The sequence below is a fragment of the Streptomyces sp. NPDC052682 genome, assembly GCF_040678435.1.
Lineage (GTDB): Bacteria > Actinomycetota > Actinomycetes > Streptomycetales > Streptomycetaceae > Streptomyces.
The window spans coordinates 1-22,072 of the sequence record NZ_JBFATS010000001.1; the positions used below are offsets into that span (position 1 = coordinate 1).

18 protein-coding genes are annotated in these 22,072 nt (G+C 70.3%); 11 read left to right on the forward strand and 7 right to left on the reverse strand.

Annotated elements, in window-relative coordinates; genetic code table 11:
* The first annotated feature begins 241 nt into the window (after positions 1 to 241).
* Positions 242 to 5,020, forward strand: coding sequence for a MobF family relaxase (gene mobF / locus AB0K80_RS00005; RefSeq protein ID WP_365664165.1), 4,779 nt, complete (start codon positions 242 to 244; stop codon positions 5,018 to 5,020).
* Positions 5,021 to 5,038: 18 nt separating this feature from the next.
* Entirely contained in the window at positions 5,039 to 5,335 is a 297-nt protein-coding gene (locus AB0K80_RS00010; protein WP_365664166.1) for a hypothetical protein, read from the forward strand.
* A 152-nt stretch (positions 5,336 to 5,487) separates the two neighbouring features.
* Here AB0K80_RS00010 and AB0K80_RS00015 read toward each other — a convergent pair whose 3' ends face one another.
* Together AB0K80_RS00015 and AB0K80_RS00020 are read right to left on the reverse strand one after the other, a co-directional pair.
* Entirely contained in the window at positions 5,488 to 6,219 is a 732-nt protein-coding gene (locus AB0K80_RS00015; protein ID WP_365664167.1) for a cation transporter, read from the reverse strand.
* Positions 6,219 to 6,554 (reverse strand): metalloregulator ArsR/SmtB family transcription factor, encoded by a 336-nt coding sequence (locus tag AB0K80_RS00020; protein WP_365664169.1) that lies wholly within the window; start codon positions 6,552 to 6,554, stop codon positions 6,219 to 6,221. The genes AB0K80_RS00015 and AB0K80_RS00020 overlap by 1 nt, the downstream gene beginning before the upstream one ends.
* Positions 6,555 to 7,247: 693 nt before the next feature.
* On the opposite strand from AB0K80_RS00020, the gene AB0K80_RS00025 reads away from it, so the two are divergent.
* Positions 7,248 to 7,895: a DUF3105 domain-containing protein gene (locus AB0K80_RS00025; protein WP_365664171.1), complete on the forward strand. Its 648-nt coding sequence runs from the start codon at positions 7,248 to 7,250 to the stop codon at positions 7,893 to 7,895.
* A complete protein-coding gene (locus tag AB0K80_RS00030) occupies positions 7,892 to 8,530 on the forward strand; it encodes a DUF305 domain-containing protein (RefSeq protein ID WP_365664173.1) in 639 nt (212 codons plus the stop codon). The genes AB0K80_RS00025 and AB0K80_RS00030 overlap by 4 nt, the downstream gene beginning before the upstream one ends.
* Before the next feature lie 77 nt (positions 8,531 to 8,607).
* Here the strand turns inward: AB0K80_RS00030 and AB0K80_RS00035 are convergent, their stop codons facing one another.
* Positions 8,608 to 8,739 carry a hypothetical protein gene (locus AB0K80_RS00035; RefSeq protein WP_365664174.1) on the reverse strand — a complete coding sequence of 44 codons (132 nt, stop codon included), beginning with the start codon at positions 8,737 to 8,739 and terminating at the stop codon, positions 8,608 to 8,610.
* A gap of 277 nt (positions 8,740 to 9,016) precedes the next feature.
* Here AB0K80_RS00035 and AB0K80_RS00040 point away from each other — a divergent pair, with 277 nt between their 5' ends.
* The 6 genes from AB0K80_RS00040 to AB0K80_RS00065 all read left to right on the forward strand — a co-directional run bounded on the left by AB0K80_RS00040 (position 9,017) and on the right by AB0K80_RS00065 (position 13,912).
* Positions 9,017 to 9,394: a BlaI/MecI/CopY family transcriptional regulator gene (locus AB0K80_RS00040; RefSeq protein WP_365664176.1), complete on the forward strand. Its 378-nt coding sequence runs from the start codon at positions 9,017 to 9,019 to the stop codon at positions 9,392 to 9,394.
* A complete protein-coding gene (locus AB0K80_RS00045; RefSeq protein ID WP_365664178.1) occupies positions 9,391 to 10,371 on the forward strand; it encodes a M56 family metallopeptidase in 981 nt (326 codons plus the stop codon). Before AB0K80_RS00040 ends, AB0K80_RS00045 begins: the two co-directional genes overlap by 4 nt.
* Before the next feature lie 175 nt (positions 10,372 to 10,546).
* Entirely contained in the window at positions 10,547 to 11,224 is a 678-nt protein-coding gene (locus AB0K80_RS00050) for an SCO family protein (RefSeq protein WP_365664180.1), read from the forward strand.
* A gap of 625 nt (positions 11,225 to 11,849) precedes the next feature.
* Entirely contained in the window at positions 11,850 to 12,620 is a 771-nt protein-coding gene (locus AB0K80_RS00055) for a cytochrome c biogenesis protein CcdA (RefSeq protein ID WP_365664182.1), read from the forward strand.
* Positions 12,621 to 12,807: 187 nt separating this feature from the next.
* Positions 12,808 to 13,341 (forward strand): DUF4396 domain-containing protein, encoded by a 534-nt coding sequence (locus AB0K80_RS00060; RefSeq protein WP_365664184.1) that lies wholly within the window; start codon positions 12,808 to 12,810, stop codon positions 13,339 to 13,341.
* Between the two features lie 163 nt (positions 13,342 to 13,504).
* Positions 13,505 to 13,912 carry a four-helix bundle copper-binding protein gene (locus tag AB0K80_RS00065; RefSeq protein ID WP_365664185.1) on the forward strand — a complete coding sequence of 136 codons (408 nt, stop codon included), beginning with the start codon at positions 13,505 to 13,507 and terminating at the stop codon, positions 13,910 to 13,912.
* A gap of 104 nt (positions 13,913 to 14,016) precedes the next feature.
* On the opposite strand, the gene AB0K80_RS00070 is transcribed toward AB0K80_RS00065, so the two are convergent.
* Positions 14,017 to 15,450: an MFS transporter gene (locus AB0K80_RS00070; RefSeq protein ID WP_365664187.1), complete on the reverse strand. Its 1,434-nt coding sequence runs from the start codon at positions 15,448 to 15,450 to the stop codon at positions 14,017 to 14,019.
* 171 nt (positions 15,451 to 15,621) lie between these two features.
* Between AB0K80_RS00070 and AB0K80_RS00075 the strand changes: the two genes are divergently transcribed.
* Positions 15,622 to 16,269, forward strand: coding sequence for a TetR/AcrR family transcriptional regulator (locus AB0K80_RS00075; RefSeq protein WP_365664188.1), 648 nt, complete (start codon positions 15,622 to 15,624; stop codon positions 16,267 to 16,269).
* A 372-nt stretch (positions 16,270 to 16,641) separates the two neighbouring features.
* On the opposite strand, the gene AB0K80_RS00080 is transcribed toward AB0K80_RS00075, so the two are convergent.
* The 3 genes from AB0K80_RS00080 to AB0K80_RS00090 form a co-directional block, all read right to left on the reverse strand.
* On the reverse strand, positions 16,642 to 17,940 hold the full coding sequence (locus tag AB0K80_RS00080; RefSeq protein ID WP_365664190.1) for an MFS transporter: 1,299 nt from the start codon (positions 17,938 to 17,940) through the stop codon (positions 16,642 to 16,644).
* On the reverse strand, positions 17,937 to 19,073 hold the full coding sequence (locus AB0K80_RS00085) for a PLP-dependent cysteine synthase family protein (protein ID WP_365664192.1): 1,137 nt from the start codon (positions 19,071 to 19,073) through the stop codon (positions 17,937 to 17,939). The genes AB0K80_RS00080 and AB0K80_RS00085 overlap by 4 nt, the downstream gene beginning before the upstream one ends.
* A 1,377-nt stretch (positions 19,074 to 20,450) precedes the next feature.
* Complete coding sequence (locus AB0K80_RS00090; protein ID WP_365664194.1) at positions 20,451 to 22,067, reverse strand: multicopper oxidase family protein; 1,617 nt, start codon at positions 22,065 to 22,067, stop codon at positions 20,451 to 20,453.
* Positions 22,068 to 22,072 lie beyond the last annotated feature (5 nt).

A 22,072-nucleotide genomic window follows, 5' to 3' on the forward strand; every position in this document is an offset into this window, starting at 1 on the left:
TCCCCTCTTCCACTACACCACTAAGCTCCTCTCTTACAAACCCACCGGCTTTCACCCCCCCCCCCCCCCACTCCCCCCCACCCTCCCAAACCCCCCCCGACGCTGCGCGGAACGCGCCAACGGCGCGGCGGGCAGCTCGTTGGCCGGCTCGTTCCTCACCTAGCCCAACTCGCTGAGCCCGCCGCGCCGTTGGCGCGTTCGAAGCTTTTGCATTCACAATGTCACAAGGTAGGCTGAGTACATGATGACCATCCACAAACTCAGCGCTGGGGATGGCTATCTGTACTACACACGCGAGATTGCGACGGGTGACGAACGCCGTCCGGCCAAGCGCGAACTCAGCGACTATTACACCGCCGAGGGCAACCCTCCCGGCATCTGGGTCGGCGGCGGAGCGGCCGAATTAGGCGTCAGCGGCACCGTCACCGAGTCTCAGATGAAGGCCTTGTTCGGTGAGGGATTACACCCGGACGCCGACCGGATCATCGCCCAGGCTCAGGCTCAGGGCCTCAGCCCAACCGCCGCCATCCGGCAAGCAAGGCTGGGGCGGCGGTACTACAGGTACGAGCAGACTGAAGGGCCGCTGGCCGCCCGGATCCAGGACGCGATTCAGGCCTTCGAGGCACGCGAGCGGCGTGAAGCTACCGACGCCGAGCGCAAGCGCATACGCGGCAAGGTCGGGGCCATGGCCTTCCGTGAGGACTTCGGCCGAGGCCCGAAGGACGCCGAAGAACTCAGTCGCTACATCAGCGCCAACACCTCCTGCGCCCGCCAAGCGGTCGCCGGCTACGACCTGGTCTTCCGTAACAAGTACGGATCCGTCCTGTGGGCACTGGGCGATGAGGAGACCCGCCTGCAGGTGCAGGCCGCCCACGAGCAGGCCATCGCCGAGACCCTCGCGTGGATCGAGCAGCACGCTCTCGCCACCCGTACCGGTGTCAACGGCATCGCGCAGGAAGACGTGCGCGGCGGCCTCATAGCCGCCCGCTACCGGCACTACGACAGCCGCCGGGGAGACCCGCTGCTGCACGATCACGTCGTTGTCGCCAACAAGGTCCGCGGCCTTGACGGGAAGTGGCGCAGCATCGACGGAAAGCTGCTGTACGCGATGGGAGTTGCGGCCAGCGAGCTGTACAACCAGCGCGTCGTCGAGGAGTTGTGTCAACGCCTCAGGGTGCTCGCGGAGGAGCGGGAGGTCACCCCCGGCAAGCGGCCTGTCGTGGCCATCAGCGGGCTGGATGACGAGCTGATCGAGGCATTTTCCAAGCGCGCCCAGGACATCCGAAAGGACTTGGACAAGCTGCTCCAGGAGTACCGGCGCCGGTACGGCAAGGAGCCGGACACCGCCGCCCGTATGGCGCTCATCCAGCAGGCCGCGCAGATGTCCCGGCCACACAAGAAGAAGGCGCGCGCCCTGTCCGACCTCCGCCTGGCCTGGCGCCAGGAGGCCGTCGCGGTCTTCGGTGCCGCGAGGATAGACGGCCTGCTGGACCACGTCCGCGCCATCGCGCGCGGGTCGACCACCGACGAGGATCCGGCTGCTGCCGTCGACATCGAGCAGGCCGCGCGGGACGTGCTGCAGGTCGTCTCCTCGGAGCGCGCCGTTTGGGGCGAGCGGCACGTGCTTGCCGAGGCCCGCCGGTACGTCGTCCGCCTGACGCGGGGCCGCGGCGACACCCGGGGACTGGCCGAGCGCATCACCAGGCAGGTGATCGAGCACGACTCGATCGACCTCACTCCCCCGGACCTCCACCGGCCCTTCACACCCCTGCAGCGCGCCGACGGCACCAGCATTTACCGGCGCCGCGAGTCCCAGCTCTACACGTCCAGCGAGGTCCTGGCGGCCGAGTCCCGCATCCTGAACGCGGCGCGCACCTCGGTCATCCCGGCGCTGGGCGCCGACCGTTTCGACACCGTCGCCGAGCACTTCGCCGGGCCCCCGCTCGACCCCGGTCAGCGACGTCTGGCCCAGGCGTTCGCCTGCTCGGACAAGCTGGTCGTCGTCGGCATCGGCCCGGCCGGCTCCGGAAAGACCACAGCGCTGCAGCTGGTGCGCGACGCCGTCGCCGCCGGCGGCGGCCGCCTGATCCCCCTGGCCCCCTCCAGCCGGGCGGCGAAGGTCCTGGAGGACGACCTGGGCACCGCCGCGCACACGATGCACAGCTGGCTCGCCCAGCGCGACCGGCTCGCCGAAGGACGCCGGGTCGCGGACGCCTTCCAGCTCCGCCCGGGAGACGTCATCATCGTCGACGAGGCGGGCATGGCTGGAACCCGCAACCTCGCTCGGATCGTCGCCGAGGCCGAAGCTGCCGGTGCCCTGGTCAGGCTGATCGGCGACCCCGCACAGCTTGGCGCGGTGGAGGTCGGCGGCGCCCTGCGGCTGGTGGCCCGCGAGGTCGGTGCGGTCGAACTGGAGCAGCTGCACCGCTTCCGCACCGAGGGTGAGGCGGAGGCCACCTTGGCCCTGCGAGACGGCGACCCGGCCGACGCGTGGACCTGGCATCTCGCCCAGGGCCGGATCGTCGGCGGCGGCCCGCAGGAGATGCTGGACTCCGTCTTCGACGCTTGGCAGACCGACACTGAGGCCGGACTGCACTCACTGATGATGGCCGATGACACCGATGCCGTGCGCGACCTCAACCTGCGAGCCCAGGCGTACCAGATCGCCGCCGGCCGCCTGGACCTGACCCGCTCCACCGCCCTGCGCGACGACCTGCAGGCCGCCGTCGGCGACCTCATCGTCACCCGGAGGAACCAGCGCCGCCTGACGGTCAACGGCGGCCTGGACTTCGTCAAGAACGGTGACCAGTGGCGCATCGAAGCCCTCGATCAGGCGGGCAACGCCACCGCCCGGCACACCGGCCACGGCGGCCGCGTCCTGCTCCCGGCCTCCTACCTGCGACGGCACGCCGAACTCGGCTACGCCTCCACCGTTCACCGCGCGCAGGGCCTGACGGTGGCGACCGCCCATGGCCTGATCACCGCCCGGACCAGCCGCGAGTCCGCGTACGTCATGGCCACCCGCGGGCGCCTCGCCAACCGCCTGCACGTGGTCGCCGACGAGGGCCAGAGCATGCGCGACGTGCTGGACACCGTCGCACGCAGCAGCCGCGGATCGGTCTCCGCGCACGAGACCATCAAGGCCGAGCAGGACCGCGCCTACAGCGTCGGTCAGCTCGCCGCCGAGTACACCGACGTCCATGCCCGCGCGGTCAGCCACCGCATCAAGAAGCTCGCCCGGCGCGTCCTGGGAAGCGCGGCCGAGGCGTTCATCGACTCCGACGCCTGGTCCGCGGTCGAGCGCTCGCTGAAAAGGGCGGAAGCCGAAGGCTGGGACGCCGCGCGGTTGCTCGCCGCCGCGTACGGCGAACGCGACTTCGCCGACGCCGAGGACATCGCTGCGGTGCTGTCCTGGCGCATCGACTCCCGGGTGGAAGAGGGCCGCGCCGCCGCCGAGCGTGCCGCCGCACGGGAGTCGGAGCCCGGCCGCAGCCGCCCGCTCAAGCGCCTCGACGAGCAGTTACTCGACCGCCTTCTGGAGCGAGCCGAGCGCCTGCGGCGCGAGGCGCTGGACGAACTGCACCGCGCCGACGCGGCGGTGGCCGGCCAGCCCCGTCACATCGTCGTGAACGGCCTGCCACACCCGGCGTGGCCGCGCCGGCCGCACGGTCACCTCACCCGCGCCGACCTCGCTGCCGCCATCGCCGACGCCCGGCGCCGCATGCGCCGCGCCGCCCTCGAAGGCGACCACGCCGCCGAGCGCACCGCCGCCGCGGAACATGCCGCGCTGCGCCGCGAGCAGAAGCTGCGGCGGGACATGCTCCCCCTGGATCGCATGCGCGAGGACTGGCAGCGCGAGCCCCGGCGCGGCGCCAGCCACACCGCCCGCCAGCCGGTGGAGGTCACCCGCCGTGAGCTGACCGCCAACCTGCACCGGCAGGACGAGGCCCGCCAGCGGCTCCGCCGCGCCGAGATCATCGCCGAGCGCATCCGCGCCGAGCGTCGCCTGCGCGACCAGCTTCCCCACGGCCCCGCCCCGGTGCCGGACAACTCCGGCCCGCTCCCGGACTGGCTTGCCCCCTCGGCCGCCGTACGGGACGCCGACACCCCCGAAGCCTGGCGCGCCCACCTGGTCGAGCGCCGCATCGTGCTCTCCCAGCGACTGGAGCACAACGGCGCGGTGCTGGCCGCGAGCCCGCCGACCTGGGCGCGCGTGCTGGGCCCTGTCCCCAACACCGGCAGCGAGCTGCGGACGCTGTGGGAGCGCACTGCGGCGCTGGCGGACGCATGGCGTGTACGGCACGGACTTGACGACTCCGTCGAGGGAATCGGCGAGCAGCCCGAGGACCCCCGCGATGCCCACGCCTGGGCGATCTTCCAGGAGCGGATTGACGAGGTCGGGCGGCGCACCAGGGCATGGGCCGCCGCCCGCGCGCGGCCGGACCATCCCGTCTCAGGCATGCGCATCGCGGCGCGTACCGCGGAGAACTTCCACTACCGCCTGCTGGAGGCCCGCTTCACCGACTCCGACGACCGGCAGGTGGTCACGGCCGCCGCCGCGGCGTTCGCCGACGTCGCCTTGCGCCTGGTGCTGGACGGCGAGGAACCGCCGGAGGGATGGGTCCAGCAGATCCCGGCCCCCGACGAGCAGGACGAGGAGCAGAAGGCCCAGTGGCGGCAGTTGGTAACCGCCTTGGCGGTGTGGCGCATGCTGCACCAGACTGACGCGGACTCCCCCCTCGGGGAGAGCCCCGAGGAGGCCGGACCTCACGCGCAGTGGACCGAGCTGCACGACGCCCTGACGCTCTTCCAACGCTCGCGGATCCGGCAGCGGCTCGCCGAACTACGCGCCCAGCGCGAAAGCGAGCGCGCCCGGCGCGGTCTGCCACCGACCGGCAGCCCGGCCACCTCCCGCCCAGCCCGGGTCGGTCGGCGAGCCCGCCAAGCGGCCGAGGAAGAGCAGCAGCGCCAGCAGCGGCCCGGATCCGGTCTGGGCCCCCGCCGGGGCCCAGGAAGCTAAGTACGAAGGAGAGCGAAGATGGAGGATCAGCCGACCGACGGCCTCAGTCAGGAGCAGCGCGGACAGCTCGCCGCGTGGCTCGCCGAGCAGCAGGCACGCATGGCCGTCCTCGGGCACACCCCTCCCCCCGACGGCACTCTCGATGAGCGGCTGCGCGCCATGGACGCCGACTTCGAGGCCAGCCCCGACAAGGAGGACGAGAAGGCCCAGGAAAACCACGAACTGCGCCGGACGGTTGCCATCTTGGAGGAGGCTGTCCGCGCCCTACTCAGCGGTCAGCTGCGCCTGCCCAACACTCCTGCAGCCCGGTATTGACCTTCCGGCCCACCAGGAGGCTGAGCCGGGCCTGCCGGAGAGGCCGCGGAAGCCGGTGTCGCCGGTGCGGCCGAGCTGCATCAGCGCGCGTAGCCCGAAGGCAGCTGCCAGCCACACCCCGTACAGGGCGAGCGCCGTTCAGGCCCAGCCGGTCACCGCGCTTCGGCCTCCTGGGCCGGGCCACAGCAGGAGCAGCCGGGACCGCAGCCGCAGCCATCCGGCTCCGCGGCGGAGACGGCGCCGACAGGCACCGCGCAGCAGCTGTCGCCCCGCCATGCCTCGCGGCCTTCTTTGACGGCGACCACGGCGATCACCAGGGCGGCGATCGGGTCGGCCCAAGACCAGCCGAACAGGGAGTTGGCGAGAAGGCCGATCAACAGAACGGCCGAGAGGTACGTGCACAGCAAAGTCTGCTTGGAGTCAGCCACCGCCGAGGCGGAGCCCAGTTCGCGGCCGGCGTGGCGCTGGGCGGCGGACAGGAACGGCATCACCGCGAGGGACAGCGCGGCCAGCACTATGCCCGGCGTGGAGTGTTCGGCTTCGCCGGTGCCGGTTAGGGCGCGGATGGAGGCGACCGTGACGTAGGCGGCGAGGGCGAAAAAGGAGACGGCGATGATACGCAACGTGGTCTTCTCGCGGGCCTCGCGTACGGCGTGGTCGGCGGCGGAGAACTGCCAGGCGACGGCAGCCGCGGAGGAGACCTCGATGACCGAGTCCAGGCCGAAGCCGATCAGGGCGGTGGAAGAGGCGAGGGTGCCCGCGGTGATGGCGACGATCGCCTCGATGACGTTGTACGTGATGGTGGCCGCGACCAGTAGGCGTATGCGGCGGGCCAGTCGGGTCCGGCGGTCTGGGGTGGGCCCGAGGGATACCTGCAGGGCCATCAGCAGCAATCCTCCTCATCGGCGTCCGGGCAGGTGCGATCGGCCTCAACGGCGAGGACCGCGCCACGGAGGTCGTCCAGGGCATGACCGAGGCGGGAGTCCGCGAGTTCGTAGCGCACACGCCGACCCACTGGGACAGCGACCACGATGCCGCAGTCGCGCAGACAGGCCAGGTGGTTGGACAGGCGAGTGCGAGAGATCTCCAGTTCCTCGGCGAGGTCGGCCGGGTGGGCCGGGGCCTTGCTCAGTTCGAGGAGGATGCGGCAGCGGATCGGATCGGCGAGCGCGCGGCCGAAGCGGACCAGGGCGTCGATGTCGGAGGCGATGGACAGCACTCCCCGACAATACAGAGAATCGTGAATTCACGAAACCCTGGATTATTTGGCTCGTGTGTGGGGGTGGGTGGTTGTGAGATCCTTCCGCCCACGTGCCGTCCGGCTTTGGTTACGATCTGCGGCGATGAAGAACCGGGGCACAGACTTCCGGGGCGCGACGAGGCGGGGTGCCTCGTTTCTCGCCCAGCGCTGCGCTGCCCTGCTAGCTGTGCTGATGTGGGCGGTTCCCGTGTGCATCCACATCGGCCATGCCTTCGACGGGAATGTCGCCGCCGCGCCCGAGGCCCCCATGCCGGGCATGACGGCGAGCCTCGAGTCCTTCTCCGAGGCTGCTGCGGGACACCTGTGCCCTGACTCGGAACATGGCCCCGGTGACGCGGACTGCCACCAGGCGGGCAGTGTGATCACAGGCTCTTCTCCCCCGGCGCCTGTGCCATCGCCCAAGGCTGTGGATGCGGCCACGGCGGACTGGGCCCCGGGTGTTCAGCTCGAACGCGGTCCGCCCCGCTATCTCGTCACCGCCCCCGGCATCCATCAACTCCAAGTCCTACGGACCTAGAGCCGGCCTGCCGCACAGCGGGTCTCACCGCCGTGCCCGCCGACCCTCCTGCCCCCGTGCCGCGGGTGTGCAGGCCATCGACCGCTCGCACCGCACCGCCGCCCCTGTGGGCGCGGCGGGGACAAGGACATGCCATGGGATCTTCCCGAGCCAAGGAACAGCGCGCCGCCCGCCGCGCCAAGGTCGACGAGATGCGCCGCGCCGAAGCGGCGCGGGAACGCCGTAACCGGATCATCACCTGGACCCTCAGCGGGATCATCGTCGCAGGAGTCGCTGGCGGAAGCTGGTACCTCGTCCAGGAAGCCAACCAGAAGAACGAGGCGAAGGAGGCGGCGGCCGCCGCCCCGGTAAAGGGCGAGAAGTCCTTCAAGGACCTGAGCCGGAACCACGTCACGAAGCCCGTCGCCTACAAGATGTCCCCAGGGGTGGGGGGTGACCACAACCCTGTCTGGATGAACTGCAACGGCGACGTCTATGACAAGGAGATCGACGAGACCAACGCCGTCCACTCGCTCGAGCACGGCGCGGTCTGGATCACCTACACGGTCAAGGCCGCGGACAAGGACATAAGCGCCCTGAAGGACAAGGTGAAGAAGACCCCGTACACGCTGATGAGCCCGTACGCGGACCAGTCCTCGCCCATCACCCTGTCCGCCTGGGGCAAGCAGCTCAACGTGACGTCCGCTTCTGACTCGCGTGTTCAGCAGTTCCTCGACAAGTACGTGCAGGGTGAGCAGACCCCCGAGCCGGGCGCGGCCTGCACGGGAGGGAAGTCCGCATGAGGGGAGCCGCCATCCCCCGTACGCCCGTCATCCTGATTGCCTGCGTAGTGCTGGCCGGCGCAGCCGCACTCGTCGTGTGGTGGCGCACGGCAGAGGGCACGGCGATCGCGGCGTCGCCTGGCGACCGGTCGGTGGAGGCTGGGTTCTCCCGGGACATGGCTGTGCACCACCAGCAGGCGGTGGAGATGTCGTTCATCGTCCGGGACCGCACCGACAACCAGGAGGTGCGCACTCTCGCGTACGACGTCATCAACACCCAGGCCACCCAGCGCGGCATGATGCTGGGCTGGCTGGAGAACTGGGGGCTGAGCAAGCACTCCAGCCGGGCACCGATGGCATGGATGGCGCATGGCTCGATGCACGAGGCCAAGGACGGTTCGCTGATGCCCGGGATGGCCACCAACACCCAGCTCGACCAGCTGCGCAAGACCAAAGGCAGGGACGCCGAGGTTCTCTACCTCAAGTTGATGACCGCGCACCACAAGGGCGGCGTCGACATGGCGCGCGGTGCGGTCGATATGGCCGACGACGAGAAGGTCAGGCGGCTGGCTCGGAGCATGGTCGAGGGCCAGCAGGCGGACATGGACCTGATGGCCGACATGCTCGAGCAGCGAGGGGCCAAAGCAGAGAGCTGACGGATGGGCGAGGGCCGAGCCGGCTGGTTCGGCCCTCGCCCGCGCAACGGACGCGCGCGGTCTTGTAGCGGTAGGCCCTACTCCGCGGGGGATGCGGGACTGGTCAGCCCCGTCTCGTTGGACCACTTCTCCTCGATCCGGCCGAATCGCCAGACGGCCAGGGCAACCGCCCAGGTCAGCAGGAAGAGTCCGACGATGCCGAAGCCCATGTAGTCAAGGCTCAGGGAGGCGATCCAAAACCGAGCGGTATGACACGCTCTGACTGGTGTAGTGCGCCCTGACTGCGACCGCGCTCGCTTGCGCGGGGTCCGTCGCCATACTCGCGCAGCGCCGGCGGGAGGGACTCCGCGTGACCTGGAAGAGGCGACTGCCTGAGCACGCAGTGGCCACCGTCGCACCTCCCGAGGGGCGGGGCCCAACCGCGACTGGCCGCTCGGCACGCCACGTACTATGCCGCTTAGGTTTTCGGCGGCGGAGGGTGGTCGGGTGCGCGGGTTCGGCGAGCTGGAGCAGGCGATCATGGACGTGATCTGGTCCACCGCCACAGCCATGCCCGTACGCGAGGTTCTGGAGCGGCTGAACGAGGACCGGCCGCAGCACCTGGCCTACAACACCGTGCAGACGGTGATGGAGATCCTGCACCGCAAGGGCTGGCTGCGCCGAACCAAGGAGGGACGCGCCTTCCGCTACTCGGCCACGAAGAGCCGTGAGGAATACGCCGCCTCGCTGATCGACCAGGTGTGGGCGACCGGCGCCAACCGCACCGCGACCCTGGTACGGCTCTTCGACGAGCTGGACGCCGACGAGGTCGCCGAGCTGCGGGCGGCGCTGGCCGAGCGCACTGGAGAGGGGCGCCGGTCGTGAGGATCGCGCTCCTGCTCCTCGGTTACGCACTCACCCTGGGCGTGCTCGGGCCGGTGTTGCTGCGCCGGGCGGGTTGGGCGGCGCGCTCCCCCCGGCTGGGGATCTGGGCGTGGCAGGCGCTGACCGCCTCGGCTGTACTGTCGGTGGCGCTGGCGGGGCTTGCGGTGGCGGTGCCGACCGTCCCGGTCAGCGGTGGCCTCGCCGACATGCTGCACGCCTGCGTGATGGCCCTGCGCCAGCGATACGCGGCACCCGGCGGGGCGGCACTCGCCGCGTCCGGTGCGGTTCTGGCCCTGACGCTGCTGGCCCGGGTCGGCTGGTGCCTGGCTGCCTCACTGACGCAAGCCCGCCGCGAGCGGTCCCGGCACGCCATGGTCCTCGCCCTCGTCGGCCGCGCCCGGCGGGACCTCGGCGTCACGATCCTGGACGACGAGCGCCCGGCGGCCTACTGCCTGCCCGGCCACCGCCACCGGATCGTGCTGACCTCGGCAGCTGTAGCCGCGCTGGACCCGCAGGCACTCAAGGCCGTCATCGCGCACGAGCGGGCACACATCCGCCAGCGCCATCACTTGGTGCTGGCCTACACGGCGGCGCTGGAGCGGGCCTTCCCCCGCGTGCGACTCTTCGCCACGGCGGCGGATGAGACGAGGCGCCTGGTGGAGATGGCCGCCGACGACGAGGCCACCGCCCGCTGCGATGCCCCGACGCTGGCTGGTGCGCTGCTGGAGTTGGCCGGAGCCGCGGCCCCGACAGCGTCTCTGGCGGCCTCGGGCGGTTACGTCGCCGGGCGCGTCCGGCGACTGCTCGGCCCTCGGCGGCCGCTGGGCCGCGCCGCCGCCTGGACCGTGGCACTCGCGGCGGGCGCGCTGCTGATGCTGCCCTTGGTCGTGGCCACTCAGCCCGCCGTGGCCGCCGCCGGCATGACCACCTGTCCGCTCACCGACGCCCCGATGCCGACGGCTTCGGCCGCAGCCTGAGCTCCCAGCTTGGGGCGCCGCCACGACCGCAAGAGCTGCGCTCGCGGCCGAGGGCGGCGGCAGTGCGCAGCCCGTCCTGGCGTAGGCTCCCCTCGTGCACCTAAAGCCCTTAGGTGTTTGAAGGGCCGCCGCTCGCCCCTTCAGCTCACCACCTCGATGACCGGGACGGCTCCTCATGACGCGCGTGCGCAAAACCACCCTGATCACCGCGGCGCTCACCGTGACCGCGGCGCTGACTCTGTCCGCATGCGGCGGTGGCGGAACGGAGAGCAGAGGCAGGGACAACGCCTTTGAGGTCTCCGGCGGCGACGCCCGGCCGGGCAAGACCTGGACCGCCCTCGACACCCCGTTCACCAAGCCGGACGTGGTCCTCACCGACACCCACGGCAAGCAATTCGACCTGCGCAAGGAGACCCAGGGCAAGGCGACCCTGATCTACTTCGGCTACACCCACTGCCCGGACGTGTGTCCCCTGGTAATGAGCAACATCGGCGTCGCCTACAGCAAGCTGCCCAAGGCCGAGCGGGAGCAGATGCGGGTCGTGTTCATCACCTCCGACCCCGCCCGGGACACCCCCGAGCACCTCGGCACATGGCTGCGCGGGGCCGCCGGCCCCGACTTCACCGGCCTCTCGGGCGACTTCAACACGATCCAGGCCGCCGCCCGCAGCGTGGGCGTCAGCATCGAAGCCCCCGTGAAGGACAAGCACGGCAAGATCGTCTCGACGCACGGCAAGACCGTCCTCGCGTTCTCTCCCAAGGACGACAAGGCGCACGTCATCTTCCATGAGGACACGACGTTCGACGAGTACGTCAAAGCCATGCCGAAGCTGATCAAGGGACAGACACCCTGAGCCGGACACGCAGGCTGGGGAGACACACCAGGTGGGCAGAGCTCCGAGGATGCGCAGTGCGCGCGGCTCAGCGGCGCGGGCTTGAACTTGCAGCGGTCGACCCGCGTGACGGTGAATCCGGCCGCACGGATCGCCTTCGGTGTCCCGAATGGGCTGACAGCCGCCTCCCGCGTTGCGCCACAGCAGGGGGCTCGCTCTGCGGCTGCGCGCAGCGTGTCGTCGGGTTCCAGAGCGACGACCTCCTCCACAGCATCGGGATATCGGCGGAAGTCGAACCCCTGGCCGACGTCGCCGCAAGTACGCGTCCGCTCACGCCGTCGAGCAGGCGGTGCCTGCGCTCGCTCGGCGCCGCCCCGCCGTCCGCGATCTTCGCCAGCTTCCAGGTACTGCCACGCGAGCCAAGACGATCGAGGACAACGGCCCGCCGGGTCCGCTCCGACCCCCTCCTGGCCCCTGCCAGTGCGTAGGGCGGCGCTACAAGCGCCGTGCGCACTCCCATGCAACCTAACCACCTAAGCCGCATAGGAGATAGAGTGCTCGTCGACCCACCGCACCCGCACCGCCTCGGTCCGCATCGGGATCGCTCGCCGTAGGGTGCCGCCTCATGCCGTCGAAAGGCGCAACCTTGTCCGTCGACATCAGTCAGGTGGTCGGCTCGGGATCCCTGCTTCTGGCCACCCCGATCGCCCTCATCGCCGGGGCGATCACCGTCGCCTCACCGTGCTGTCTGCCGCTCGTGCCGGGCTACCTCTCGTACGCGACCGGGATGACCGCCGCCGATGCCCAGGCGGCTCAGTCGGGCACCTCAAGCCGAGGCAAGGCGCTGCTCGGCACCGCCCTGTTCGTGCTCGGCTTTGCGGCTCTCTTCGCCGCGTACGGGGCCTTCTTCGGCTCGCTGAGCAACGCGCTGCTCGCCCATCAAGAGATGCTCACCCGAATCCTCGGTGCGCTCACGATCGTCCTCGGGCTGATGTTCATGGGCGCCCTGGACCGCGTACCGCTGCTGTCTCGCACGTTGAAGCCGCGCTTCACCCCGCGTGCCGGCCTGGCGAGCGCACCACTGCTCGGGGTGATGTTCGGGCTCGGCTGGACTCCGTGCATCGGCCCCACGCTCGCCGCCGTCATGTCGCTGTCCATGACCACCGGCTCCGCGGGTCGCGGCGCATTCCTCGCCTTCGCCTACGCCATGGGCATCGGCATACCGTTGCTGATCTTCACCTTCGCCCTCGGCAAATCCCTGCGCGTACTCGACTTCGCCCGCCGCCGCGCCCGGACGGTGATGGTGATCGGCGGTGGCCTCCTTGTCGCGGTCGGCGTGCTCCAGGTAAGCGGCGCCTGGATGTGGGTGATCGGCGAACTGCGCTACTGGATCGGCAACTACCGGCTTCCGCTCTGACCTCTGTGTGCTCCCCGCTCTGGCAAACGCGCGTGGGCCAGGAGCGGATGCCGTGCCGTTCCCGCCCGGTGCCGGTTCCAGCCCTCTCCGAGACTCAACACCAGTAGATGAATACCCCCCAGGGGTATATATTGGGGAGGTGGCCCGGGAACGGGCACCTCACCGGACGGGAATGGGGATGATGGTCATGGACCACAGCGCTCACCACACCGGCACCCCGCACCACCACGCCACGCAGGAAGCTCACCGTCACGCCGACCACACGGCTCACCCGGGCGCCCACGGGGGAGCGTCCTGGGCCACCGCGGTGAAAGCGACGCTGCACTGCCTGACCGGGTGTGCCATCGGCGAGATTCTCGGCATGGTGATCGGCACGGCCCTCATGTGGGGCAATGTACCCACCATGGTCCTGGCGATCGCGCTGGCGTTCCTCTTCGGCTACTCGTTCACGCTGTTCGCGGTCCGCCGGGCCGGCCTCGACCTCAAGTCCGCGATCAAGGTCGCGCTGGCCGCCGACACCGTCTCGATCGCCGTGATGGAGCTCGTCGACAACGCGATCATCGCCCTCACGCCGGGCGCGATGGACGCCCACCTGTCGGACGGGCTGTTCTGGTCGGCCCTGCTGGGTGGGTTCGCCGTCGCCTTCCTGATCACCACGCCGGTCAACAAGTGGATGATCGGTCGCGGCAAGGGCCACGCGGTCGTCCACGCCTACCACTGAGGCACACATTGGCACGCGGTCGGGGCACCCCTGTGAGAACAGGGGTGCCCCGACCGCGTTTGTGCCACGGGCGAGGGCTAACCCGTCAGGGGCCGGAGGTGGAGTAGGCGCGACCGTCCCGGCCCGCCGCCCTCCGGTATCGATCCGAAGGAGGCGACCGGTGATGACCACGGTCAAGGACATGCTCGCCACCTACCCGGCCGACCTGGGCCAGGTCGACCGCGACAAGCTCACCAAGTGCATCGAGGAATGCATTGCCTGCGCACAGGCGTGTACGGCATGTGCGGACGCCTGCCTGTCCGAGGGCATGGTCGGGGAGCTCACCAAGTGCATCCGCACCGACATGGACTGCGCGGACATCTGCAACGCCACCGCATCCGTGCTGTCCCGGCACACCGGCTACGACGCCAATATCACCCGCGCGATCCTCACCGCGTGCGCCACCGCCTGTAAAGCCTGCGCCGACGAATGCTCCGCGCACGCCGACATGCACGAGCACTGCCGCCTGTGTGCTGAAGCCTGCCGCTCCTGCGAACAGGCGTGCAACGACCTCATCCAAGCCCTCGGCTGACCAGCCAGCCCACCCCGCAGGGCCGTCGGGAATGGGGATTCGGCGGCCCTCGCGCACATCGCGGGCTGTAGCGCTACCGGCGCGTCGAGAGTGCGGGCGCCGGGTCAGTGCACGTGCGGTCCACCGGTCATCTGCGGCTTACCTTGCGGTACGAGCCCCAGGGCCACCGCGGCACTGACGGCGGCCGCCACCGCGCACACCATGAACGCGTCGGTGAAACCGCCGGCCGTTCCGCGCTCGATACCGGAGGCGGCGACGGTGGAGACGACAGCGACGCCGATCGAGCCGCCCACCTCGTGGAAGGTGTTGACGACGCCGGAGGCCAGCCCCGCCTCACGGTGGTCGATCATGGCGAGCGCGGTGGTGGTGGCGGTGACGAAGACCGCGCCGATGCCGAGGGAGGCGACCACGAAGCCCGGCAGCAGACTCCCGTACACGCTGCCGGTGTTCGACAACCGGGCCAGCGGCACGGTTCCGGCGGCCGCGACCACCATCCCGGCAACGGCCGTCGTACGACTGCCGATCACGCCGACGAGCCGGGAGCCGAGGTGGGCACCGAGGCCGGTGGCGACGGCGACGGGCAGGAACACCAGCCCGGTCTTCAGCGGGCTGAAGGCGCGGATGTGCTGGAGATAGACCGAGCCGAGGAAGAAGTAGGCGATCAGCAGCGCGGTCGCCATCAGCATCAGGAACGCCCCGGCAAGAACCGGCCGCCGGGTGAACATGCGCAGGTCCATCAGCGGGGCCCGGCTCGCCCGTTCGGCCAAGGCGAACAGTGCGTACGCCACCGCCGCGCCGGCCAGTGGCAGCAGGGTGGCCGGATCCGCCCAGCCGGAGTCGCCCGCCTCCACCAGTCCGTAGATCAGCGCGCCGGTGCCTGCGGTGACCAGCAGGGCGCCGGGAACGTCGAGCTGGGCGGGCCGCGGAGCACGAGCTGCTACGAACCCGGGGATGGCGCCGAGGACGGCGAGGCCGACGGGCACGTTGACGTAGAAGACCCACTGCCAACCCGGCCCGTCGGTGAGCGCCCCGCCGATCAGGACCCCGGCGGCGGCACCGGACCCGCCGATCGCCGCCCATACGCCGAGGGCCTTGTTGCGCTCGGCGCCGTGGAAGGTGGTGGTGACGATCGACAGCGCGGAGGGGGAGAGCAGGGCGGCCCCGATGCCCTGGGCGATGCGTCCGCCGAGCAGGACCGGGGCACTGCCGGCCAGGCCGGTGACCAGCGAGGCGGTGGTGAACAAGGCCAGTCCGGCGAGCAAGGTGCGCCGGGCGCCGAGCGCGTCGGCGAGACGGCCGCCAAGGAGCATCAGCCCGCCGAAGCAGAGGGTATAGGCGGTAACGACCCAGGTCAGCGTCCCGCGGCCGAGGTCGAGGTCTGCCGCCATGTCGGGCAAGGCCACGTTCACCACGGTGACGTCGAGGATCAGCATGAACTGCGCCAGGCAGATCAGCGCCAGAGCGGCCCAGCGACGCGGGTCGGGAGCCGGGTGGGAGTGTTCCGGCGCAAGCGGCGCACCGGCTGCGGAGTGGGGCATAGACAGGTCCTTGCGGCGAGGGAGTGCGGGAGGCGGCCGGGAGGAGAGCGATACGGAGCCGAGCACGGCGCCCGCGGCCCTACGCACGGCCAGCCTCGGGATTCTCTGAACTGTACAGTGCAGTTCATATGAACTCAACTGTTCAGTTCAGGTACATGCTAGGCTCCGTCCGTGAGCATGAAGGGTGTGAAACAGCCCCCGAGCGGCCCTCGGGCAGAGCTCAAGCGGCAGGCCATCGTGCGGGCAGCTCGCGAGCTGTTCCTGCGTGAGGGTTTCGGCGTCGGCATGGACGCCATCGCCGACGAGGCCGGCGTGTCCAAGGTGACCGTCTACAACCACTTCGGCAGCAAGGAAGCCCTCTTCACCGCCGTCATCACGGGCGCGCTGGACGAACCTCTCGCCGGGGACGCGTCCGCCGCGCTCGAGAAGCTGGCGGAAGCCGAGGACCTGCGGGCAGCCCTCCTCAAGGCGGCCCGCAGCTGGGTCCGCTCAGTGCGCAGCAACGACAAGGTCGCCGCCCTGCGCAATCTCGTGGCCGCCGAGGCACACCGCTTCCCCGAGCTGGGACGGGCCTGGCAGCATCACGGGCCCGAGGGACACCACCCCGCCGTGGCGAATGCGCTGCGCGCCCTCTCCGACCAGGGCCGCCTGGTCATCCCCGACCTGGAGACGGCCATCATCCAGCTCTACTCGTTGCTGGTTTTTCCCCACATGGTCTTCAGTTCCTACGGCACCCACATCGACGACGACCTCACCGACCGCCTCATCGCCAGCGGCGTCGACATGTTCTTGAGCCACTACGGCCCACGGCCGACGTGACCGTGGGGCCTGATAGACGCACGCCCTCGGATCCAGCGGCCGCGGCACTACTCGCCGCAGGGCCAGCAGGGCAAGGAAGGCGGAGGCGGCGAGGCGGTGAGCGGGCGGGTGTTATCGAAACCCTCCCAGCGGCGCAGGATCTCCGCGTGGCTGGCCGGTGTGCTGTGGCGGCCCACCGCTTGATGCGGCCGTTGATCGGAACGTTCCCGAACCGGGTGACAAGGACGCAAGGGTCAGGAGGCCCGCGGCACCGCCCGGTCGCAGTCAGCGCCGCACTTGCCCGACACCGCGCTCATCGCTCCATGGCGACGGCATGACCAGGCAGGGGCGAGCACGAAACGGTGCCCGCCCCTGGACCTGTCGGTCGGCGAATCAGACGGTAGCGGGCTGCCGATCAGGGACGGGAGCCCGCAGCCGGCCGGAGCTGTGCAAGCCGTACAACGCGGCAGCGCAGGCCAGGCCAAGCACGCTCAGGGAGATCCACGGCAGCGCCGGCATCCCAGCAGTGCGGGCCGCATCGAGCGCTGCGCCGGTGAGCAGATTCCCAAGCGTGATGCCGATGCCGCAGATCGTGTTGTACAGGCCGTAGTGGGTGGCGACGAGCCGGTCACCGGCCAGGCGGACGATGGTGTCCATCTCGAAGGGGTAAGCGATCATCGTGCCCACGGCCAGCAGCAGCGCGGCGAGCGCCGGCGGCAGCGCCGCGAGCAGCCACCGTCCCACCCCGGACTCGGGTACGGGCACCGCCGTCGCGAGCAGCAACGGCACGAACGCCAGACCCATGACCGCAAGTCCCCGGACTAGTGCCTGACCAGGCTCATAGCGGGCCTTGCACCACGCGGTCACCCAGGTCTGGCAGAGGATCGTGCTCAGTCCGGAGACCGCGAACAGCACCGCCACGGCGGCCGTGCCGAACTCGCCGTCGCCACCGAGCCTGCGCACCTCCAGAGGCAGCGACAGATAGACCTGGAAGGTCAGGACGTACGAGCCGATCATGGCCGTGGAGAAGAGCAGGAACGGCCGGTTGGCGAGGATGTCGCGCCACTGCGTGAGCACCCGCTCCCTGACGTCGCCGCGTTGCCCCTCGGCGTCTTCCTTGCGCCTGGCGGGCAGCGCACGGATCTGGACGAGGGACAGCAGCGCGAAGATTCCGGCGGCCACCAGGCAGGTGACGCGGAAGTCCACGCCGGTCAGCACCATCCCCACCAGTGGGCCGAGCAGGATCCCTGCCTGGTAGAAGACGTTGAACAGCGCGAACGCCTCGACCCTGCGCTCCCCCGCGTCCGCGGCGAGGTAGGCGCGTACGGCCGGGTTGAACAGCGCCCCGGCCAGCCCGGTGGCTGCGGACGCGGCGAGCAGCGCGGCCAGCGAGTCCACGAGGCCTAGGGTGGCGAATCCGACGGTGCGCAGGACGCATCCGGCCACGATCATCGGCTTGTAGCCGAGCCGGTCGGCGAGCGTGCCGCCGACCAGGAACATGCCCTGCTGGCTGAAGTTGCGCACGCCCAGTACGAGTCCGACGACCCAGCCGGCCAGACCGAGGGTGCCGGAGAGGTGGGCGGCCAGGTACGGCATCAGCATGTAGAAGCCGAGGTTGATGGTGAACTGGTTCACCATCAACAACTGGACACTGCGCTCGTACGAACGCACCTGCGTGAACAGCCCCTTCACCGGTCCACCTCCGGAGAGTCGGACGCGGCGTCGTCGCGAGTGTCGTCCTGCTGCGCGTCCTGGAGGGTGAGGGGATCGACCACGGCGGTGCACCGGGTCCAGCGCGTAACTTCCTTCTCGTCCAGCCGGCCGATCACCTCTGGTTCCGCAGCCGGAGGTGAGTCCAGCAGACCGTGGGCGGCGCAGTAGTCGTCGTCGAACACCGTGCCCAGGTAGCGCTGCGGGCCGTCGGGGAAGATCGCCACGATCCGGGCGTCCGCGGGCATCGTGCGGGCGAACCAGCCGGCCACCAGGGCGACCGCGCCCACGCTCCAGCCGCCGGTGGCGTAGTGGGACGCAGCGAGCTGGCGGCAGGTCCATACCGCTTCGGCCGGGGCCACCCAGTGCACCTCGGAGAAGTTCTGGTAGGCGACATTGCGGGGGTAGATGCTGGAACCTAGGCCGCGCATCAGCCGGGGCCGGGCGGGCTGGCCGAAGATGGTCGAGCCGATGGTGTCCACGCCGACGACCGTCAGCTCGGGGTAGAGCTGCCGCAGCACCCGGGAGACGCCCGCGGAGTGACCGCCGGTGCCGACACTGCACACCAACACGTCGATGTGGCCCATCTCCGAGGCGAGTTCGAGGGCCAGCGGCGTGTAGGCGGCGACATTGTCGGGGTTGTTGTACTGGTCCGGGCACCAGGAGCCGGGGTGCTGTTCCAGCAGCCGCTGCACGCGTTCGCGGCGGGCCTGCTGCCAACCGCCGGTGGGGTGGGGTTCGGAGACGACGTTGACCTGCGCGCCGTAGGCGGTCAGCAGCCGCGTCATGGACAACTCCAGTCCCGGGTCGGTGACCAGGGTGACCGGATGGCCGTAGACCATGCCGGCCAGGGCCAGACCGAGGCCCAGGGTGCCGCTGGTGGATTCGATGATCCGTCCCCCGGGCCGCAGATCGCCCCGGGCACGGGCCCGCTCGACCATGTGAAGCCCCGGGCGGTCCTTGATGCCGCCGGGGTTGAAGCCCTCCAACTTGGCCCAGAAGCCGCGCCCGGCAGGAGCCAGCGGCTCCGACACGCGCAGCAGCGGCGTGTTGCCGACCAGGCCCGACAGAGCGGACTGACCGGAGGTGAGGGCGGTTTTCGTCGGTGACTGCATGCTTTCGCTCTCGCTCGATGAATCACGGTGGGGGTTCATCACGCGCGCCCGTGCTCGGTTGCCACAGGACACGGCAGCCTGCGATGCCGGCTGCGGGCGAGAGGTCTAGATGCGCCAGCGGGACGTCACGACGAGCGCCGCCCGCCCGGGGCGCGGTCGCCGGCGTCTGCGCCTGGTGCGGCAGGCGAGCCGAGGCCCGAGAACGGCAGCACCGGTCATCACTGCTGCCGCCGGGGCCTCGGCACCGGGACCTGGCTGTTCCGGCACCTGGGTCGTCATCCGGTCCACCGCGGCCGGTGCACACTCGTGGGCTCTGTGCGGGGCATGCGGAGCGTGCGGGGCGTGCGACTTGGCACCGCCCGGCGTCGCCTCTGCGGCCGTGACGGATGCGGGCACCGGCCCGTGGGTCTCCTCGGCGGTTCCGCCGTGCGACACGGCGCACAGGACGATCACCAGCAGCAGAGCGCCGTGGATGACGGTGACGAGCCGACGCAGGAATGGAGAGCCGTTCGGAGCTGTCCGGACGTGTAACGGCGTGCGGAAATGGGGCGGCACAGGTCCTCCGTGCGGCCGCCTCGCCTCAGGTAGGGAGGGAAGCGGCGGGCATGGGTGGTGAGGGAAGGATGGCGTCGACGAGCCGGACCGCGGATGCACGTCACGCCGGACGCGCGATCCAGGTCTCGTCGCACAGGACACCGACCGGGCCTTCCTGCTGCCGGTCCTGTGGGGAGGACGCGGTGATGGAGCGGCCTGGTGGGAGGACTACGCAGTTCCTAGACCTGCTGGACGACCGACGCTCTCATCGCCGCCGCGGAGGCTCCGCGAAGATCGACGCCCGTAAGACCCGGTTTCAGTGCAGAACGGGCGGAAGTGACCGGTTCGCGAACCGACACAGCAAAGCAGGGAGGCATCCCTGTTGTCCCCTGCTGGGGCTGCCCAGAGGCGCAGTGTTCGGCTGGGTGCGGCGAACCGTGGTCGTCAGGGTGTCCGTCCGTCACTGCGACAGACGCGGGCGTCTGCTCGTCCTGAATCCCGGTCTCTATCGCGGCCGGGTCCGCCAGGGCGGCTGCTGCGCTAGTCGACAGGTGTCCCTTGATGCCCTCCGCGTGCAGCCCGTGAGCGAAGAGGACGCCGAACAGCAGCACGGCAGTGGCCAGCACGCGTGGCAGTCCCACGGAAACGCGGGGCCACGCCAGACGCCGGGGCGACCAAGCCGTAATCATGCCGTGATACTAACGGCTCGACAACGTTGATCCACCAACTCGCCCCAAACGCCGAGTCGAGGAGGCATGCGAATGGCCTGTTTGCTTCGGCGACTGGCGAAAGGCCGCGTGCTCCGGCCGGGGGCAGGAGCACGCTCGCCTCACCTGCCCGCCGTCACGCCCGGTAGGCGACCAGGGCCATCATCCCCACCTCACCGTGGTAGACGTTGTGGCAGTGCAGCATCCACTGCCCGGGGTTGTCGGCGTCGAACACGACGGACACTGTCTTCTTCGGCAGCACGATGGTGGTGTCCTTGCGGGCACCGTCGCTGCCGAGCTGGAAGGTGTGGCCGTGCAGGTGCATCGGGTGCCACATCTCGGTGGTGTTGACGAAGTCCATCCGGACGCGCTGCCCCTCCTCGACCAGGAAGGGATGAGCGTCCGGGTTCCGCATGTCGAACTTGCGGCCGTTGATGGCCCAGTCGTACTTCTCCATGCCACCGGTCAGTTCGACGCGGTGGACGGTGTCCGCCTTCTTCGCGGGCAGCCGCACCGCGTCGGCCGCCCTCAGGGCGGAGGCGGTGAGGATCGTGCCGTCCAGTTCCTTGGGGCGGACGGTCGCGGACGGCGCACGGCCGGTTCCCGTGCGCACCAGGGCCAGGCCCGTCGCCTTCTTGCCCTCCGCGAGCGCGACGAGCGGGAAGACACCGTCGCCGAGTGTCACGAGCACGTCGTAGCGCTCCCCCATGCCGATCAGCAGGGCGTCGGTCTGCCGGTGCTCGACGGGGTAGCCGTCGGTGTGGGTGACGGTCATCCGGTGGCCGCCGAGCGCCACGCGGTAGGCGGTGTCGCCGCCCGCATTGATGAAACGCAGCCGCACGCGCCGGCCCGGCTTGCCCGTGTAGACGTCCGGGTCGGCCGGGACCTTGCCGTTGATGAGGTGGTACGGGTACTTCACATCGCCCGCGTCACCGCCGAGGAGGTCGCTGGTGGCATCCATGAGCATGAACCTCATCGACATGCCCTCACCGTCGCCGGAGGACGCGGACGGTGACGCGCTCATCCCGTCCATGTCCATGTCGCCCATGTCGTGGCCGGACATGTCGTGCCCGGAGCTGCTGCCGGAACTCGACGTACCGTGACCGCCCATGTCGCCCATGCCCTGCCGGAGTTCGGCGAGGACCTCGTCGGGGGTGCCGGTGACGCCGTCGAGCCAGTCGTCGAGGACGACCACCCACTCGTCGTCGTAGGAGAGCGGCTCCCTGGGGTCCTCCACGATCAGCGGTGCGTACAGGCCGCGGTCGAGCTGGACGCCGGAGTGCGGGTGGAACCAGTACGTGCCGGGGTCGGCGGCGACGAAGCGGTAGGTGAAGGTGCTGCCGGCGCGGACGTCCCGTTGGGTGACCATCGGCACGCCGTCCATGTCGGAGCGCAGGGCCAGGCCGTGCCAGTGGACGGACGTGGGGTTCTTGCCCGGGAGCTGGTTGGAGAGGGCGGCGACGAGGGTGTCCCCGGCGGAGATCCGGATCTCCTTGCCGGGTGCCTGGCCGTCATACGCCCACGTGGCGGCGCTGACACCGCCGAGGTCTAGGGTGGCGGGCGCCGCGGTCAGGGTGACCTTGCGTTCGGTGCCGGTGCTGCGACGCTTGTTCTCGGTACGGGCAACGGCTGAACCCGAAGGGCTCAGCAGGGCCGGTGTGTTCGACGAACCGCTGCTGCAGGCGGCGAGCGCGCCGACGCCCGCGACACCGAGACCGGCGAGCAGGAGGGAGCGACGGTGGATGCTGTTCACGGTAT